General features: G+C 72.5%; 13 protein-coding genes. 9 read left to right on the forward strand and 4 right to left on the reverse strand.

The window, feature by feature from the left end:
* Positions 1-26 precede the first annotated feature (26 nt).
* On the forward strand, positions 27-1,571 hold the full coding sequence (locus ACIQ1J_RS07700; protein WP_403555023.1) for an SDR family NAD(P)-dependent oxidoreductase: 1,545 nt from the start codon (positions 27-29) through the stop codon (positions 1,569-1,571).
* 124 nt (positions 1,572-1,695) lie between these two features.
* Here the strand turns inward: ACIQ1J_RS07700 and ACIQ1J_RS07705 are convergent, their stop codons facing one another.
* Positions 1,696-2,139 (reverse strand): hypothetical protein, encoded by a 444-nt coding sequence (locus ACIQ1J_RS07705; protein WP_210962985.1) that lies wholly within the window; start codon positions 2,137-2,139, stop codon positions 1,696-1,698.
* A gap of 475 nt (positions 2,140-2,614) precedes the next feature.
* Here ACIQ1J_RS07705 and ACIQ1J_RS07710 point away from each other — a divergent pair, with 475 nt between their 5' ends.
* On the forward strand, positions 2,615-2,791 hold the full coding sequence (locus ACIQ1J_RS07710) for a hypothetical protein (protein WP_210962984.1): 177 nt from the start codon (positions 2,615-2,617) through the stop codon (positions 2,789-2,791).
* 44 nt (positions 2,792-2,835) lie between these two features.
* The gene (locus ACIQ1J_RS07715; RefSeq protein WP_403555026.1) at positions 2,836-3,318 is read left to right on the forward strand and encodes a GNAT family N-acetyltransferase; all 483 of its coding nucleotides are present in this window, start codon (positions 2,836-2,838) and stop codon (positions 3,316-3,318) included.
* 8 nt (positions 3,319-3,326) lie between these two features.
* Here the strand turns inward: ACIQ1J_RS07715 and ACIQ1J_RS07720 are convergent, their stop codons facing one another.
* On the reverse strand, positions 3,327-4,682 hold the full coding sequence (locus tag ACIQ1J_RS07720; RefSeq protein ID WP_403555028.1) for an amidase: 1,356 nt from the start codon (positions 4,680-4,682) through the stop codon (positions 3,327-3,329).
* A 219-nt stretch (positions 4,683-4,901) separates the two neighbouring features.
* The gene (locus ACIQ1J_RS07725) at positions 4,902-5,957 is read right to left on the reverse strand and encodes a LacI family DNA-binding transcriptional regulator (protein WP_403555030.1); all 1,056 of its coding nucleotides are present in this window, start codon (positions 5,955-5,957) and stop codon (positions 4,902-4,904) included.
* Between the two features lie 230 nt (positions 5,958-6,187).
* On the opposite strand from ACIQ1J_RS07725, the gene ACIQ1J_RS07730 reads away from it, so the two are divergent.
* Genes ACIQ1J_RS07730 through ACIQ1J_RS07755 form a run of 6 tightly spaced genes read left to right on the forward strand, consistent with a single transcriptional unit; the run spans position 6,188 to position 15,722 of the window.
* On the forward strand, positions 6,188-7,477 hold the full coding sequence (locus ACIQ1J_RS07730; RefSeq protein WP_403555032.1) for an extracellular solute-binding protein: 1,290 nt from the start codon (positions 6,188-6,190) through the stop codon (positions 7,475-7,477).
* Positions 7,478-7,482: 5 nt separating this feature from the next.
* The gene (locus ACIQ1J_RS07735) at positions 7,483-8,388 is read left to right on the forward strand and encodes a carbohydrate ABC transporter permease (protein ID WP_403555034.1); all 906 of its coding nucleotides are present in this window, start codon (positions 7,483-7,485) and stop codon (positions 8,386-8,388) included.
* Positions 8,385-9,299, forward strand: coding sequence for a carbohydrate ABC transporter permease (locus ACIQ1J_RS07740; protein WP_403555036.1), 915 nt, complete (start codon positions 8,385-8,387; stop codon positions 9,297-9,299). Before ACIQ1J_RS07735 ends, ACIQ1J_RS07740 begins: the two co-directional genes overlap by 4 nt.
* Before the next feature lie 30 nt (positions 9,300-9,329).
* Positions 9,330-10,625, forward strand: a complete 1,296-nt coding sequence (locus ACIQ1J_RS07745) for a glycosyl hydrolase (RefSeq protein ID WP_403555038.1) — start codon at positions 9,330-9,332, stop codon at positions 10,623-10,625.
* Positions 10,622-12,667: an endo-beta-N-acetylglucosaminidase gene (locus ACIQ1J_RS07750; protein ID WP_403555040.1), complete on the forward strand. Its 2,046-nt coding sequence runs from the start codon at positions 10,622-10,624 to the stop codon at positions 12,665-12,667. Before ACIQ1J_RS07745 ends, ACIQ1J_RS07750 begins: the two co-directional genes overlap by 4 nt.
* 31 nt (positions 12,668-12,698) lie before the next feature.
* Positions 12,699-15,722: an alpha-mannosidase gene (locus tag ACIQ1J_RS07755; protein ID WP_403555042.1), complete on the forward strand. Its 3,024-nt coding sequence runs from the start codon at positions 12,699-12,701 to the stop codon at positions 15,720-15,722.
* 48 nt (positions 15,723-15,770) lie between these two features.
* Here ACIQ1J_RS07755 and ACIQ1J_RS07760 read toward each other — a convergent pair whose 3' ends face one another.
* Positions 15,771-17,192, reverse strand: coding sequence for a lipase maturation factor family protein (locus tag ACIQ1J_RS07760; protein ID WP_403555044.1), 1,422 nt, complete (start codon positions 17,190-17,192; stop codon positions 15,771-15,773).
* Between the last annotated feature and the right edge of the window lie 31 nt (positions 17,193-17,223).

The following is a 17,223-nucleotide window of genomic DNA, read 5'->3' on the forward strand; positions in this document are numbered from 1 at the left end:
ACGGTGACCAGGGAACGGCAGCGGCGATGACGGTGACACAGGACGGTTCGGCGACCACGGACGAGGTGGTGCACGCGTCCGGTGACGAGGCGGCGGCGTACCCGTCCGGCGACGAGGCGGCGTACGGCCCCGGTATCGACCCGGAGCGGCTCGCCGTCTGCCTGAGCGTGCTGGAGGAGCTCGACGGGATCGACCTCGACCACCCGGACGCGATCCGGGTCCGCCGGGCCACCTCGCACATCTACCGGATGGTCAAGCAGCGCCGCCGCCAGGAGCGCCGCGCCGCCAAGACCGCCCACGACAAGGCCGTGACCGAGGCCACCGCCACCGGATCCGCCGAGCGCATCGACGACGAGACCGAAGGCATCCTGCCCTCCTCCCGCACCGAGGAGGGCAGCATCGCGGGGATACTCCAGCGCCCCCGCTCCTGCTACATCTGCAAGCAGCGGTACGTCGAGGTCGACTACTTCTACCACCAGCTCTGCCAGAGCTGCGCCGCCGAGAACCGGGCCCGCCGCGACGCCCGCGCCGACCTCACCGGCAAGCGGGCGCTGCTCACCGGCGGCCGCGCCAAGATCGGCATGTACATCGCGCTCAGGCTGCTGCGTGACGGCGCGCACACCACGATCACGACCCGCTTCCCCAAGGACGCCATCCGCCGCTTCAAGGCCATGGACGACTCCGCGGACTGGATCCACCGCCTGGAGGTCGTCGGCATCGACCTGCGCGACCCCGCGCAGGCCGTGGCCCTGGCCGACCAGGTCACCGAGCGGGGCCCGCTCGACATCCTGATCAACAACGCCACCCAGACCGTGCGCCGCCTGCCCTCCGCGTACGCCGCGCTCGTCGAGGGCGAGAGCGCCCCGCTGCCCGCCGGTGAACTGCCGCCCCACCACGTCATCGGCGCCTTCAACTCGGGCGCGGTGGACGGCCTGGCCGCGCTGCCCGTCGGTGCCACGGGGCTCGACGCGCAGAAGGTGGCCGACCTCGCGCTGGTGGCCGGCAACGCCAGTGTGGTGCGGCACCGCGACGGCACCGCCATCGACGCGGGCGGCCTGGTCCCCGACGTCGTCGACACCAACACCTGGGTCCAGACCATCGAGCAGATCTCCCCGGTCGAACTGCTCGAGACCCAGCTGTGCAACTACACGTCGCCGTTCATCCTCATCAGCGCGCTGCGGCCGGCGATGGCCGAGGCCGCGCGCAAGGCGCCCGCGGGGCGCGCCTACGTCGTCAACGTCTCGGCGATGGAGGGCGTTTTCGCCCGCGGCTACAAGGGCGCGGGCCACCCCAACACCAACGCGGCCAAGGCCGCCATGAACATGGTGACGCGGACCAGTGCCCAGGAGATGTTCGACACCGACGGCATCCTGATGACCTCGGTCGACACCGGCTGGATCACCGACGAGCGGCCCCACTACGACAAGCTGCGGCTGGCCGAGGCCGGCTTCCACGCCCCGCTCGACCTGGTCGACGGCGCCGCCCGCGTCTACGACCCGATCGTGCGCGGCGAGGCGGGCGAGGACCTGTACGGCGTCTTCCTCAAGGACTACGCGCCCGGTAAGTGGTGACGGCCCCCACCGGGCGGACGGCGGCAGGGCACGCCGGGCGTCAACGGCGGTAATCCGCTGGTCCGTCGGCGGGGCGCCGGCCTCCTCCGGGGCGAGCGCCGGTGTGCCCGGTGCGCCGGACGCCTCAGTCGACGGCGCCGAGCCGCGAGTTCCGCGCCGCCGTCAGCTCCAGCACCGTGCGCCAGTCCTCGAGGACCCCGGCGTCGAAGACGGCGGTGCGGGCCTCCTCGTCCGCCTGGCGCAGGCTGACCAGGTCGTCGTCGTGGGTCCAGGCGGCCGGGTGGGCGTGCCGGCGCAGCAGGCGGGCGACGCGCGCGCCGAGCAGCGGCCGCACCGCGTCGGCGGTCCGGCCGGCCGGATTGCCGGGCCACAGCAGCCGGCCCACGGGCGACACCAGACCGGCGACCTGGAGCTCCTTGTCGGCGGGGCGGCGCCGGCGCAGCAGCGCGGCGGTCCGCAGCGCGTGCCCGTGCAGGTCCCCGGGCCCGCTGCCGTGCTCGGCCGCCGCCCGTTCGCCCCGGCAGGCGTACAGCAGGTCCATCAGCTCCTCGACGCTGCGCAGTTCCATGCCTCGGTCCTCCCACGAGACAGCCGTTGCCGACCGGCAGCAGACCATGGCGAGCTTGCGCCGCAGCCAACGGCAACTTAACTGCGCTACCCGTCGCCGCCGACAATCGAAGGTACGGGCGGCGATGTGGGCCGAATGGGTGAGTTGCACACGGTGCAGAGGTGGGCGAACCCGGGCAGACTGGGCCCAACTGTGCGCGCAACGAAGGGCAATGGTTCTCCCATGTTTTGAGCCCCATAGAGCGCACCCCCGCTCATTTGGTTAATCTGGAGCGGACGGACGGCAGCACAGGGCACTACCCACACCCAAGGTCCGTCATGGGACAAGCCGGTTCACAACGGCCTGCTCTCGCACGAGTGACCGGCGCCACCGCGTCCGAACTGCATTTCGACTCACACCCGAGCGGGCGCCGGGCGCCGGACAGGAGACCGGCCCGACAGGCCCCGAGGGTGATCCGACACATAAGGAGTGCGCGGTGACACCGGAGACGACGACGAATCCAGAACAACGCCCGAAGGAACGCACCCAGCGTGCGGGCCGCCGGCCCGGAGAGATCGGCAGCCTCGACGTGTGGGCCCGGTCCGCCCCCATCCGTCTCGCGGGCTACGAGGACGACCTCGCCGAGCCCCACATCCTGCCCAGCGTGGACTGACCCGCCGAAGCCGCCGCGAGCATGGGCGTGCGAGACTCACGCCCATGCTGATCAGGGAAGCGACGGCCGACGACTGGCCGCAGATCTGGCCTTTCTGGCACCGCATCGTCGCCGCCGGCGAAACCTACGCCTGGGACCCGGACACGTCCGAGGAGGACGCCCGGGCCCTGTGGACGAACCCCGCCAAACGCGTCTACGTCACCGAGGACGACACCGGCACCGTCGTCGCCTCCGCCTACGTCACCCCCAACTACGGCGGCCCCGCCGCCCGTATCGCCAACGCCGGCTTCATGGTCGACCCCGGCCGGGCCGGCCGCGGCACCGGCCGGGCCCTCGCCGAACACATCCTGGCCGCCGCCAGGGCCGACGGATACCGCGGCATGGTCTTCAACGCCGTCGTCGAGACCAACCCGGCCGTGAAGCTGTGGACCTCCCTCGGCTTCACGATCCTGGGCACGGTGCCGGACGCCTTCGACCACCCGCGGCACGGGCGGGTCGGCCTGCACATCATGTACCGGACGCTGTAGAACGCGGTTCAGTCCCAAGGCGCCGTCCGCCGCCAGGGGCGCAGCGCCTCGATCCGCCCCGCCAGCTCCAGCAGGGCCGCCTCCGACCCCGGGCGCCCCACCAGTTGTACGGCGCAGGGGGCGCCCGAGGGCAGGGCGCCGACCGGCACCGTCATCGCGGGCCAGCCGGTCAGGTTCCACGGCGGTGTGAAGGGCGAGTACGCCGAGTTGGCCAGGATGTTGAGCAGCCAGCCCCGCTCGTGCCAGGGCCCGGCCTTGGGGGAGCGGCGGGCCAGCGCGGGGGTGAGCAGGACGTCGTGCTCGGCGAAGAACGGCTCCAGGCGTTCGCGCAGCCCGTTCTGGCCCTTTCCGGTGGCGACCGTGCCTACGAAGGGCCGCCCGAGGGCAGCGTGCACCCGCGTCCGCCTGGTCAGCAGCCGCCGGTCCAGTTCCCGCGCGTCCACGGACACTCCGGCCGTCCAGTGCGTCAGGGCGGTCAGGCCCAGCGACGCCGGATAGGGCGGGTCCGCCCGCCGCACCTGGTGCCCGGCCTTCATCAGCACCCCGGCCGCCTCGCGGACGGCGTCCGTGTAGGGGCGGGAGACCGTGACGCCGGCCAGGGGGCTGCGCAGGGAGGCGGCGACCCGGAGGGTGCCGGGCTCCGCGCGGCGCGGCGGCCCGCCGTCCGCGAGGTCGTCCGCCAGCACCGCCAGCATCAGTCGCGCGTCCTCGACCGTCGTGGCCAGCGGCCCGTTCTCCGACATGCCGAACCAGTCGCCCTCGCCGATCCCGGCCGGCACCACCCCGTGCCCCGGCTTGACGGTGACCAGACCGCAGTTGGCCGCCGGTATGCGCAGCGAACCCATGCCGTCGTTGCCCAGCGCGATCGGCACCATTCCGGCCGCGACCGCGGCGGCGCTCCCGCCCGAGGAGCCGCCCGCCGAACGAGCCGGGTCCCACGGGTTGCGGGCGGTGCCGTGCACGCCCTCGCTGGTGCCGAACACGCACAGCTCGGGCACGTTCGTCAGCCCCACCACCACCGCGCCGGCCGCCCGCAGCCGGGCCACGGTGACGTGGTCGTCCGCGGCGGGCGTGTCGGGCGTCGCGGCGGAGCCGTTGCGGGTGGACTCGCCGCGCACCGAGAGATTGTCCTTGACCGCCACCGGCACGCCGGCCAGCGGCAGTTCGCCCAAGTCGCCCCGGGCGCCGACCTCCTCGGCCTCGGCGAGCGCCGCCTCGGTGCGCACCGCGCGGAAGGCGCCGACGCGGCCGTCGAGCCGCTCGATCCGGGCCAGGTGCGCCGCCACCACTTCGCGGGGCGTGGCCCGCTTCTCCCGGACGGCGGCGGCGATCTCGGCGGCGGTGCGGCCGGCCCAATCGGTCACGGAGGGCTCCTAGGGTGGTGTCGGGGCGTCATTACTGGCGAGTACGCAGGAAGCACCCTGCCCGTCCGGCGCCCTCGCGTCGAGAGCCCGGACCCGCCGACCGCTCCCGCGTCCGGACCGATCGTCTCGTTCCCCTGTGCCGGCCGCCCCCGTGCCCCGGTCGATCGTCCCGTCCCCCCGTGCCGGCCGCCCGCGCCTCCGCTCGGGCCGACGTCCCGTTCATCCCGTTCCGGTCGACCGCGCCTGCCCCGTGCTGTCCCGTTCGATCAGCCGCGGCACCGGCACCCGCACCGTCCGCGCGGGGCCGCCGTCGAGCAGGGCGGTCAGTTCCGTCGCCGCCGTGCGGCCGAACTCCACGCTGTCCCGGGAGAGCGCGGACAGCCACGGCTTGACCATGCGGCACAGTGCCGAGTCCTCCCAGGCCACCACGGACACGTCCCCAGGTACCGAGAAACCGAGACCGGCCGCGGCGGCGACCCCGGCGACGGCCATCACGTCGTTGTCGTAGATCAGGGCGGTCGGCGGAGCGGGGGCCTCCAGGACCCGGCGGGTGACGGCGGCGCCCTCCGCGTCGGAGTAGTCCGTGGGCACCGACTGCACCTCTGTCAGGCCCCGGCGTCCCGCCTCGGCGCGCAGGGCGCGGATGCGGCGCTCGGTGTGCGCGAGGCCCGGCAGCCCGGCGATGTGCGCGATCCGCCGGTGGCCGAGCGCGTGCAACCCGTCCACCAGCGCGGCCATCGCGCCCGCGTCGTCCGCCCACACCGACGAGAGCCCCGGATGGCGCTGGCCGGGCGCCCCGCCGATCACCACGGCGGGCAGGCCGAGTTCGTCGAGCAGGTCCGGACGCGGGTCGTCGGTGCGCGGGTCGACCACCAGGACGCCGTCCACCCGGTGCTCGGCCCACCAGCGCCGGTAGACCGCGCACTCGTCGTCGACGTCCTGCGCCACCTGGAACAGCAGGCCGAGATGCCGCCGTGCCAGCACCTCCTGGATGCCGGAGACCAGTTGCAGGAAGAAGGAGTCCACGCCGAGGGTGTGCGCGGGCCGGGCCAGCACGAAGCCGACCGTCGCCGCGCCCTCACCGGACAGTGCGCGGGCCGCCGTACTGGGCCGCCAGCCGAGCTGCTCGGCCACCCGGCGCACCCGGTCCCGGGTGATCTCGGAGACCCCCGGCCGGTCGTTGAGCGCGAAGGAGACCGCGCTCTCGGAGACCCCGGCCCGCCGCGCGATGTCCTTCATCGTCGGCCGGCGCGCGGCAGGCCGCTTGGCCGGCATGTACGCCCCTTTCCCCAGTGCGTAAGTTGAAGCCCGAGCTAAAGCGCTTGAGCGGAATGATCCTAAAGCGCATTAGTAGCTCGTGCCAAGTCGCCTCTCACCCTCGCTGTGACCTGGACTGATGCCGCGCGTTTCGCTTTAGTTCCACTGAATCCATTGACTTTGCGGGAACTCGCCGTGCATGGTCGCTGGCATCCAGCCGCCGACGTCCTCCAGGGAGACGTGTCACCGTGCCCACATCGCGCAGAAGCTTCGCTGTCGCAGCCGTAGCCGCCCTCGTCCTGCCGCTCAGCGCCTGCGGGTCGGGAGGGGGCGGCGGCTCGTCCGACGCCTCCGGCAAGGTCGAGGGCGACATCACCTTCCAGACCTGGAACCTGCGGGCCAACTTCAAGCCGTACTTCGAGGGCCTGATCGCGGACTTCGAGGAGAAGTACCCCGGCACCCACGTCAAGTGGATCGACCAGCCCGCCGAGGGCTACGCCGACAAGATCAGCGCCGACGCCGCCGGCGGCACCCTGGCCGATGTCGTCAACGTCTCCCCGGACCTCGCCGCCCCGCTCGCCCAGGCCGGGCTCGCCCTCGATCTGGACAAGGCCGCGGGGCAGTACGAGAAGGAGTACCTGGAGGCTGCCTGGGCCAGCCAGCAGGTACCGGGCCTGGAAGGGACCTACGCGTTCCCCTGGTACCTCAACACCGGCCCGCTCTTCTACAACAAGTCCCTGTTCGAGAAGGCCGGTCTCGACGCCGGCAAGCCGCCGACGACCTACGACGAACTCTTCGGCACCGCGCTGCAGCTCGCCAGGAAGACCGACGGCGAGGTGGCCACGCTCGCCAACGTGCCCACCATCGAGGACTTCGGCCGCTACGGCGTCCCGCTCATGAACGACGAGGGCACGGCCTTCGCGTTCGACGGCGCCAAGGGCGTCGAACTCCTCACCCGCTACAAGGAGCTGTACGACGCCGGAGGCCTGGACTCGCAGGCGCTGACGGCCACGCCCGAGTCGTCCGGGAAGAAGTTCCTGACCGGCGCGGTCGCCATGAACCCCGGCAGCGCCCTCGATCTCGCCAACTTCAGGAAGCAGGCCCCGAGCCTGTACGAGAACATCGGCATCACCGACCAGATCACCAGCACCGGCCACGTCAACATGTACGTGATGGGCCTGCTGGTGAACTCGCAGAGCGAGCGCAAGCCCGCCGCGGTCGCCTTCGCCCGCTTCGTCACCGACGCCGCCCACCAGATGTCGTTCGCGAAGCAGGTCGCCGTCTTCCCCAGCAGTGCCGGCTCGCTGGACGACCCGTACTTCACCGAGGAGGACGGGACCGACGAGACCCGGGTCCGGGTGGCCGCCGCCAAGTCGCTGAAGACCGCGGTCAACTACACGCCGGTGCTCTTCAGTGAGCAGATGAAGACCGAGCTGCGCAACGAGGTCGCCAAGGCGCTCCAGGGCAAGCAGAGCCCCGAGGAAGCTCTTGACAACGCTGTCAAGGCGTGTGACCGGCTCCTGAAGCAGCAGGGCTGAGCGCCATGGCGAGCTCCACCGTGTCCGGTGGCACACGCCGGGTCCGGCGCCAACTGCTCACCAGCCCCTGGCTGTTCGCCGCCCCCGGACTGTTGGTCGCCGGCGCCTTCATCCTCTACCCGTTCGTCTCGACGCTGGTCAACTCCTTCACCGACCGCCGCACCCTGGTGCCCGGTGGGTTCGTGGGCCTCGCCAACTTCCGCGAGCTGCTCCACGACGACATGTTCTGGATCGGCCTGCGCAACAGCACCCTGTACGTCCTCGGGGTCGTACCGGCACTCGTCCTGCTGCCGCTGCTGCTCGCGATGCTGGTGCGGAAGGCCATCCCCGGCATCACCTTCTTCCGGTCCGCCTTCTACACCCCCGTCGTCGCCTCGATCGTCGTCGTCGGGCTGATCTGGGTGTGGCTGCTGGACGAACGCGGCCTGGTCAACTCGGTGCTGGAGACCATCGGCGTCGGCCGGATCGGCTTCCTCAGCGACCAGTGGCTGATCCTGCTCAGCGCCATGGCCGTCACGGTCTGGAAGGGCCTCGGCTACTACATGATCATCTACTTGGCGGCGCTGGCCAACGTGCCCCGCGAACTGCACGAGGCCGCGGCCGTCGACGGTGCGGGCGCCCTGCGCCGCTTCGTCACCGTCACCATGCCCGCCGTGCGCTCCACCATGGTCCTGGTCGCGGCCCTCGCCTCGGTCGCCGCGTTCAAGGTCTTCTCCGAGGTGTATTTGATGGCCGGCCCGGACGGCGGCCCGGCGGGCGAGGACACCACCCTCGTCATGCTCGTCCAGCGCACCGGCACCGGCCTGACCGGCCGCGTCGGCTACGCCTCGGCCATCTCCGTCGTCGTCTTCGTCGTCACCCTCGTCCTGATGCTGCTCGTACTGCGCGCCGACCGGAAGGAGGAGTCGTGAGCGTCCTGGACAAGGTCCGGGCCGGCCCCGAGCAGCCGGCTCCGGCCCCGGCCCGAGAGCCCCGGATCACCGACGAGCACGGCCGACGGGTACGCGTCTGGGAACTCGCCCTGCGCTACCTGCTGCTGCTCGGCGTACTCGCCCTGACCATCGGCCCGTTCGTGTGGCAGCTGTCGACCTCGCTGAAGGGCCCGACGGAGGACATCTTCAGCTCCCCGCCGAAGTTCCTGCCCTCCGATCCCACCCTGCACAACTACGAGCGGGTCGCCGAGACCATCCCCGTCTGGGACTACGCGCTGAACTCGCTGAAGGTCGCCGTCGCCAACGTGGTGACCAACTGCGTCGGCGCCGCGCTGGCGGGCTACGCGCTGGCCCGGCTGCGCTACCGCGGCCGCCGCGTCGCCACCCTGGTCTTCATCCTGACCATGCTCGTCCCGGTGGAGGGCATCATCATCGCCCAGTTCACCACCATGCGGGAGCTCGGCCTCAACAACACCCTCGTCGGCGTACTGCTGCCCGGCTGCATCAGCGCCCTCAACGTCCTGCTGATGCGCAACGCCTTCCGCAACCTCCCCTACGAGATCGAGGAGGCGGCCTACGTCGACGGCGCCAACGTCTGGCAGCGGTTCCTGCGCATCGCCCTGCCCGCCGTGAAGGGCACCCTGGCGGTCGTCGCGATCTTCGCCTTCATGGGCGCCTGGGACGACTTCCTGTGGCCGCTGATCGTGCTGAGCGACCCCTCCAACTTCACGCTCACCATCGGCCTCAACTACCTGCACGGCACCTTCGCCAACGACGAACGCCTCGTCGCCGCGGGCACGATCATCGCCGTGGCGCCGCTCATCATCCTCTTCGCCTGCCTCCAGCGGTACTTCTTCCGCGGGGTCGGCGAGGGCGCCGTCAAGGGCTGACCCACCGACTCCCCCTCACAAGGACACCGCATGCCTTCTGCCGTGCGCTTCGGCGTCAACTACACGCCCAGCGAAGGGTGGTTCCATTCCTGGCTCGACTTCGACCCGGACTCCGTACGCGCCGACCTCGACTCCATAGCCGCCCTGGACGTGGACCACATCCGGGTCTTCCCGCTGTGGCCCTACTTCCAGCCCAACCGCACCCTGATCCGCGACCGCGCGGTCGGGCACCTGGTGGAGCTGGTCGACGCGGCCGGCGAGCGCGGCCTCGACGTCAGCGTGGACGGCCTCCAGGGCCACCTGAGCAGCTTCGACCACCTGCCGGCCTGGACCCGTACCTGGCACCGCCGCAACCTGTTCACCGACCCCGAGGTCGTCGACGGCCAGGCCACCTACCTGCGCACCCTCGCCGCCGCCCTCGCCGGCCGGCCGAACTTCCTCGGCATGACCCTCGGCAACGAGGTCAACCAGTTCTCCGCCGGCCCCCACCCCGACCCGGACCGGGCGACCGCCGGCCAGATCGACGCCTGGCTGGAGCGGATGCTCGCCGCCTGCGAGGAGGGCGCCCCGGGCCGGATGCACCTGCACGCCGAGTACGACGCCACCTGGTACCAGGACGACCAGCCCTTCACCCCGGCCCAGGCCGCCCGCCGTGGCGCCGTGACGGCCGTGCACTCCTGGGTCTTCAACGGCACCGCCCAGCGCCACGGCCGCACCTCCGTGCCCAGCGAGCACCACGCCGCCTACCTGATCGAGCTGAGCAAGGCCTGGGCCGACGACCCGCACCGCCCGGTGTGGCTCCAGGAGGTCGGTGCCCCCGCACCCCTCGTCCCCGCCGAGCACGCCGCCGCCTTCACCGAGGCGACCGTCGCCAACGCCCTGGACTGCCCCGGCCTGTGGGGCGTCACCTGGTGGTGCTCGCACGACGTGTCGCGGGAGCTGGCCGACTTCCCCGAGCTGGAGTACGGGCTCGGTCTGCTGACCAACGACCGCCGCCCCAAGGACACGGCCCGGGCGCTGGCCCGCGCGGCCCGCGCGGCGCGCGAGGGAGGCCACCCCGCCCCCGCCCCGCGCACGACCGCGCTGGCCGTCCCGGCCGACCCGGCGGCGCGCTCGGCCTGCGCCCCCGGCGGCACGGTCTTCGACGCCTACTTCCGGCTGGTCGCCGACGGCGCCCGCCCGACCACCGTCCTCGACACGCGTGCCGCCGACACCGCGCACCTCGCGGCACGCGGCATCACCGAGGTCGTCACCCCCGACCAGGTACTCCCCACCCCGCACGGGCCCGTCGGATCCCCGGTTCGCCAAGGAGGCACCCGCTCGTGACCCCCACCCGACGCACCGTCCTGCTCGCCGGAGCCGCGGCCGCCCTGTGGCCCGCGCTGCCCGCGCACGCCGCCCCGAAAGGCCCCGGAAAGGCCGGCACAGCGCTCCAGCCGTACGCCTCCTACTGGTTCCCCGACTCGCTGCCCTCCGGCACGCCCGGCGACGGAATCACCTGGCGCAGCCTCAAGGCGTGGCGCGCGGCCGACGACCCCGACCTCGCCTTCAACAGCGCCGCCGTACCGCTCGCCGGACGCTTCACCCCGACGCCCGCCAGCACCACGGCCCGCGCCGGGCAGGCCCGCCTCCAGTCCCTGGTCTCCTTCGGACCCACCGCGAGCAACCCCTCGCAGGGCTCCGCCACCGCCGACTACTACGCCCTCACGCACTGGGCCTACGTCGACGAACTCGTCTTCTGGGGCGGCTCCTCGGGCGAGGGGCTGATCCTCGCCCCGAACGCGCCGGTCGTCGACGCCGCGCACCGGCACGGCGTACCCGTCCTCGGCAACGTCTTCCTGCCGCCCGCCGCCTACGGCGGACAACTGGACTGGACCCGCGACCTCGTGCAGAAGGACGCCGCCGGGCGTCACCCGCTCGCCGCGCGACTGGTCGCCGTCGCCGAGGCGTACGGCTTCGACGGCTGGTTCGTCAACGCCGAGACCGGCGGAGGCGACGCCGCGCTCGGCGCGGACATGCGGAGCTTCCTGCGCGAGCTGAAGTCCCTCGCCGCGGCCAAGGGACAGCGCGTGACCTGGTACGACTCGATGACCGTGGACGGGGCGGTGAGCTGGCAGGGGGCGCTCAACGACCGGAACGAGACCTTCTTCGAGGCCGCCGACGACATGTTCGTGGACTTCCGCTGGACGGCCGACCGCCTGGCCGGCTCCGGGGAGCGGGCCGAGCGGCTGGGCCGCAGCCGCTACGAGCTGTGGGCCGGCGTGGACGTGGAGAGCGACGGCTGGAACACCTCCGAGAACTGGGACGCGATCGTGCCGCGCGACACCGCGCACATCACGTCGATCGGCCTGTACCGGCCCGAGTGGACCCGCAACCACCTGCCCGAGGACCGCCGGACGCCCGGGGACTTCCACGCCGCCGACGACCGGTTCTGGACGGGCCCGTCGCTCGACCCGTCCCGCCCGGACGGCGGGGACGACGCGGACGGCTGGCGGGCGCCCGCCGTGTCGGTCGCCGACCGGTCGACGGTGACGTCGCTGCCGTTCGCGAGCGCGTTCAACACCGGGCACGGACTGCGGTGGTACGAGGAGGGCACCGTCACCTCCGAGGCACCCTGGAACCACCTCGGCCTCCAGGACCGGCTGCCGTCCCGGCGCTGGGTGGTGCGCACGGAGGGCGAGCGCCCGGCGGTCTCCTTCGACTTCGCGGACGCCTGGCGGGGCGGCAGCAGCGTCCTGGTCGACGGCGAACTCGACCGGCCGGCGGTCCTCGACCTGTACGCGACACGGCTGCCGCTGGGTGCCGACACGGTCGTCGAGCTGACGCACCGCACGGACGCGGGCGCGGTGGACATCGAACTCGCCCTGGCCACCGCCGAAGCCGGCGAGCCGGGCGAGGCACCGCCGTACCACTGGCTTCCCGTGACGGCCGCGCGGACCGTGAAGCCGGCCAACGGCTGGCAGACGGCCACCGTGCCGCTCACCGGCCTGTCCGGCACCCTGCACGCGATAGGCGTGCGGCTCACGGCGTCCGACGGGCCCGTGCGGTGGCGGGCGGGCGGACTCGCCGTCCGCACCGGCGCGGTGACGGCGCCCGCCGCTCCCACCGCCGCCAGGGTCACCGCCGCGAACGGCACAGACCTGCGGTTCGCCTGGAACCACCCCCACGGCGACGACGTACGGCACTACGCCCTGCACCGCGTGCTGCCCGACGGCACCCGCCGCTTCCTCGGCGGCACCTGCCAGCGGGCCTGGTTCGCCGGCGGCCTGCGCCGCGAGCAGGACGAGCGCGCCGCACGATTCGAGGTACGCGCCGTGGGGGAGCTGTACACCACGTCGGCCCCCGTCACCGTGACCCACCCCTGGTAACCAACCGCCCCACCGACCCCGGAGCACCCGCATGCATGACGACCGCAATCTGGTCGAAGCCCGCCTCAAGCGCGTCCTCGACGAGCGCCTCCGCCCCGCCGTGTACCCCGAGTCCGTGCCGCTGGACGTCGCGGTGTGGAACGCCCCCGGCGAGCCCGTGCCGGTCGCCGAGGGACTCGCGGCCGACCCCGAGCCCGTCGAGGTGGGCGCCCGCTGGGGCGCTCCCTGGGGCACCAGCTGGTTCCGCGTCACCGGCACCGTGCCGCAGGAGTGGGCCGGGAGGACCGTCGAGGCGATCCTCGACCTCGGCTTCGACGAGAACATGCCCGGCTTCCAGTGCGAGGGCCTGGTCTACCGCCCCGACGGCACACCGGTGAAGGGCCTCAACCCGCGCAACCAGTGGGTGCGCGTCGGCGCCCCCGCCGAGGGTGGCGAGGAGGTGCGCCTGCACATCGAGGCCGCCTCCAACCCCGTCATCCTCGACTACCACCCCTTCGTGCCCACGCGGCTCGGCGACAAGGACACCGCGGGCGGCGAGCCGCAGTACACGCTCACCCGTATGGATCTCGCGGTCCTCGACGAGACGGTCTGGCACCTCGTGCTCGACCTGGAGGTGCTCGGCGAGCTGATGGCCGAGCTTCCGGTGGAGTCGCCGCGCCGCTGGGAGATCCTGCGCGCCGTCGACAAGGCGCTGGACGCCGTCGATCTCCAGGACGTGAACGGCACGGCGGAGCAGGCCCGTGCCCGTCTCACCGGCGTCCTCTCCGCGCCCGCCGTGCCCTCCGCGCACCGCGTCAGCGCGATCGGGCACGCGCACATCGACTCGGCGTGGCTGTGGCCGCTGCGCGAGACCGTGCGCAAGGTGGCCCGCACCACCTCCAACATGACCGCCCTCCTGGAGGACGAGCCGGACTTCGTCTTCGCCATGTCGCAGGCCCAGCAGTGGGCGTGGGTGCGCGACCACCGGCCCGAGGTGTGGGCGCGGGTGAAGAAGGCCGTGGCGGACGGCCGTTTCGTGCCGGCCGGCGGCATGTGGGTGGAGTCCGACACCAACATGCCCGGCTCGGAGGCGATGGCCCGGCAGTTCGTGCACGGCAAGCGGTTCTTCCTGGACGAGTTCGGCGTCGAGAACGACGAGGCGTGGCTGCCGGACACCTTCGGCTTCGCGGCCGGACTGCCGCAGATCATCAAGGCGGCCGGCACCAAGTACCTGCTGACGCAGAAGATCTCCTGGTCGCAGACGAACAAGTTCCCGCACCACACTTTCCGCTGGGAGGGCATCGACGGAACCCGGATCTTCACCCACTTCCCACCGGTCGACACCTACAACTGCTCGATGAAGGGCAGCGAGATCGCGCACGCCGCCCGCAACTTCAAGGACAAGGGAGTCGCCAAGCACTCCCTCGCCCCGACCGGCTGGGGTGACGGAGGAGGCGGCACGACCCGCGAGATGGTCGCCAAGGCGGCCCGGCTGCGCGACCTCGAAGGCTCGGCGACGGTCGAGTGGGAGACCCCGCAGGCCTTCTTCGAGAAGGCGGAGGCCGAGAACCCCGAGCCGCCCGTCTGGGTCGGCGAGCTGTACCTCGAGCTCCACCGCGCCACCCTCACCAGCCAGGCCAGGACCAAGCAGGGCAACCGCCGCAGCGAACACCTGCTGCGGGAGGCCGAGCTGTGGGCGGCGACGGCGGCCGTGCGCGCCGGGTTCCCCTACCCGTACGACGACCTGGACCGCGTCTGGAAGACCGTCCTGCTGCACCAGTTCCACGACATCCTGCCCGGCTCGTCCATCGCCTGGGTGCACCGCGAGGCCCGCGCGACCTACGACCGGGTCGCCGACGAGCTGAACGGGATCATCGAAGCCGCCCAGCGCGCCCTGGCCGGCGAGGGCGACACCCCGCTGGTCTTCAACTCCGCCCCGCACACCCGGTCCGGCGTCCGGGCGGGCGCCGCCGCGGCGCCGGCCGCCGAGGGCCGCACCACCCTCACCGCGCGCCCCGGCGGCGGTCACGTGCTCGACAACGGCCTGTTGCGCGTCGGGATCGACGACCGGGGACTGGTCGTCTCGGCGTACGACACCGCCGCCGACCGCGAGACGATCGCGCCGGGCGGGGCGGGCAACCTGCTCCAACTCCACCCGGACTTCCCGAACATGTGGGACGCCTGGGACGTCGACGAGTTCTACCGCAACACGGTCACCGACCTCACCGACGCCGCCGAGGTCGTCCCCGGCGACGACGGCGCCTCGGTGCGGATCGTCCGCTCCTTCGGCTCCTCCCGCGTCACCCAGGTGCTGACGCTGGCGCCGGGAGAGCGGCGGCTGGAGGTGGACACCGAGGTCGACTGGCACGAGACGGAGAAGTTCCTCAAGCTCGCCTTCCCGCTCGACGTGCACGCCGAACGGTACGCGTCCGAGACGCAGTTCGGGCATTTCCACCGGCCCACGCACACCAACACCAGCTGGGAGGCGGCCAAGTTCGAGGCCTGCAACCACCGCTTCGTCCACCTGGAGGAGCCCGGCTGGGGCGTGGCCGTCGTCAACGACTCGACGTACGGCCACGACGTCACCCGTACGGTCCGTACGGACGGCGACGCCGGTACGACCACCACGGTCCGCCTCTCCCTGCTGCGCGCCCCGCGCTTCCCCGACCCCGAGACCGACCAGGGCGTGCACCGTTTCCGGCACGCGCTGGTGCCGGGCGCGGGCATCGGCGACGCCGTGCGCGAGGGCTGGCGGATCAACCTGCCCGAGCGGCGCGTGAAGGGCGCCCGGGAGGTCGTGCCGCTGGTGTCGGCCGACCGGGACGCGGTCGTGGTCACCGCCGTCAAGCTGGCCGACGACGGCAGCGGCGACGTGGTGGTCCGCTTCCACGAGGCCCACGGCGGCCGGGCACGGGCCACGCTGACGGCCGGTTTCCCGGTCGCGGGGGTGGCGGCCACCGACCTGTTGGAGCGTCCGCTCGCCGGGGAGGAGTCCGCGGTCGAGGCCGACGGCGACCGGATCGCCGTACGGCTGCGCCCGTTCCAGTTGATGACCCTGCGCCTGAAGCGCGCGTAGCGCGCGGGCCGGGCCGGGCCCGCCCGGCGGGCCGGGCCCGGCCGCCCGTCACGGTCGCGGTCCCGTGTCCACCAGCCGTGTCGGCGGCAGATACTCCCGCACGTACGTCCGCTCCCAGCACGCGCCCGTCTCGCGCAGTTCGCGCCATGTCGTGTACCGGTACCGGAACAGCCGGGCCCGGACGAAGCGCGGCGGCGCGTCGGGCGGGAACGGGGAGCGGCGCAGCAGCTTCAGCGTGGCCCGGTCGTTCTCGAGCAGCCGTTCCACCAGGGCGCCGAACCACGACCCGGCGTACGACGGCGACAGCGCGGCGAACCACATCAGCCAGTCCAGCCGCAGATGGTACGGCGCGAACTGGCGCGGCCAGCGCCGCGGATCACCGGGCTTGCCCTTGAACTCGTACTCCCGCCAGTCCCCGTCCTCGCGGGCCGCCTCGTCGGCGGTGCCCTCGATCACCACCTCGTAGCGGACCCGGCCGACGGTCCCGAAGGCGCCGTAGGTGTTGACCAGGTGGAGCGAGTCGAAGGAGCGGTTCATCACCTGGCGGCGGGAGAGCATGTTGCGGACCGGCCGGTGGCTCAGGAACACCAGCAGCGCCGCCACCGCGAGGACCACGGCCTCGTACCAGAGCGGCGCGTCGGACACGGACGGCGGATCGGCCGGGAACCGGACCGCCGACAGGGCCAGCACGATGGTGATCCAGTTCAGCCAGGAGAAGTTCCCCGACAGCACCAGCCACAGCTGGGTCAGGATCATCAGTGCCGCGGCGACCGTCGCGACGGGTTGCGGCGTGAACAGCAGGAAGGGCACGAAGAGCTGTGTGACGTGGTTCGCGGCCACCTCGACGCGGTGCAGGGGGCGGGGGAGGTGGTGGAAGAACCAGCTCAGCGGGCCCGGCATCGGCTGGGTCTCGTGGTGGTGGTCCAGGCAGGTCAGCTTCCGCCAGCACTCGTCGCCGCGCATCTTGATCAGTCCGGCCCCGAACTCGACCCGGAACAGCAGCCAGCGCAGCAGGAAGAGCACGACGATCGGCGGCGCCACCTCGTCATTGCCGAGGAACACGGCGACGAAGCCGGTCTCCAGCAGCAGCGACTCCCACCCGAACGAGTACCAGGTCTGTCCGACGTTGACGATCGACAGGTACAGCACCCACGGCACCAGCCACAGCAGCATCGCGCCCCACAGCGGCAGCAGCGAGTCCAGCCCCGCCGCCAGCGCCGCCGACACCGCGCAGCCCGCCCACGCGACGCCCGCGAAGAGACGGTCCGAGTAGCGCAGCTGGAACAGGCTCGGTGCCCGCTTGAACGGCACCCGCTCGACGAACCGGGGCACGGGCGTCAGGCCGCGCTCGCCCATCAGCGGGCGGAACTGCAGGGCCGCGGTCAGGAACGCGACCAGATACATGACGGCCAGGGCCCGCTGGAAGACCAGCCGGCTCAGCCAGTAGTCGGGTGCGGTGAACCACTCCACGGTGCTCCTAGCGTGCGTCACTCTCCGTACG

The sequence above is a fragment of the Streptomyces sp. NPDC097107 genome, from assembly GCF_044762405.1.
Taxonomy (GTDB): Bacteria; Actinomycetota; Actinomycetes; order Streptomycetales; family Streptomycetaceae; genus Streptomyces; species Streptomyces thinghirensis.

Coding starts and splice junctions, on each gene's coding strand:
- ACIQ1J_RS07755 (WP_403555042.1), top strand. CDS start 12,699: ATGCATGACGACCGCAATCTGGTCGAAGCCCGCCTCAAGCGCGTCCTC.
- ACIQ1J_RS07745 (WP_403555038.1), top strand. CDS start 9,330: ATGCCTTCTGCCGTGCGCTTCGGCGTCAACTACACGCCCAGCGAAGGG.
- ACIQ1J_RS07715 (WP_403555026.1), top strand. CDS start 2,836: ATGCTGATCAGGGAAGCGACGGCCGACGACTGGCCGCAGATCTGGCCT.
- ACIQ1J_RS07735 (WP_403555034.1), top strand. CDS start 7,483: ATGGCGAGCTCCACCGTGTCCGGTGGCACACGCCGGGTCCGGCGCCAA.
- ACIQ1J_RS07725 (WP_403555030.1), bottom strand. CDS start 5,957: ATGCCGGCCAAGCGGCCTGCCGCGCGCCGGCCGACGATGAAGGACATC.
- ACIQ1J_RS07700 (WP_403555023.1), top strand. CDS start 27: ATGACGGTGACACAGGACGGTTCGGCGACCACGGACGAGGTGGTGCAC.
- ACIQ1J_RS07705 (WP_210962985.1), bottom strand. CDS start 2,139: ATGGAACTGCGCAGCGTCGAGGAGCTGATGGACCTGCTGTACGCCTGC.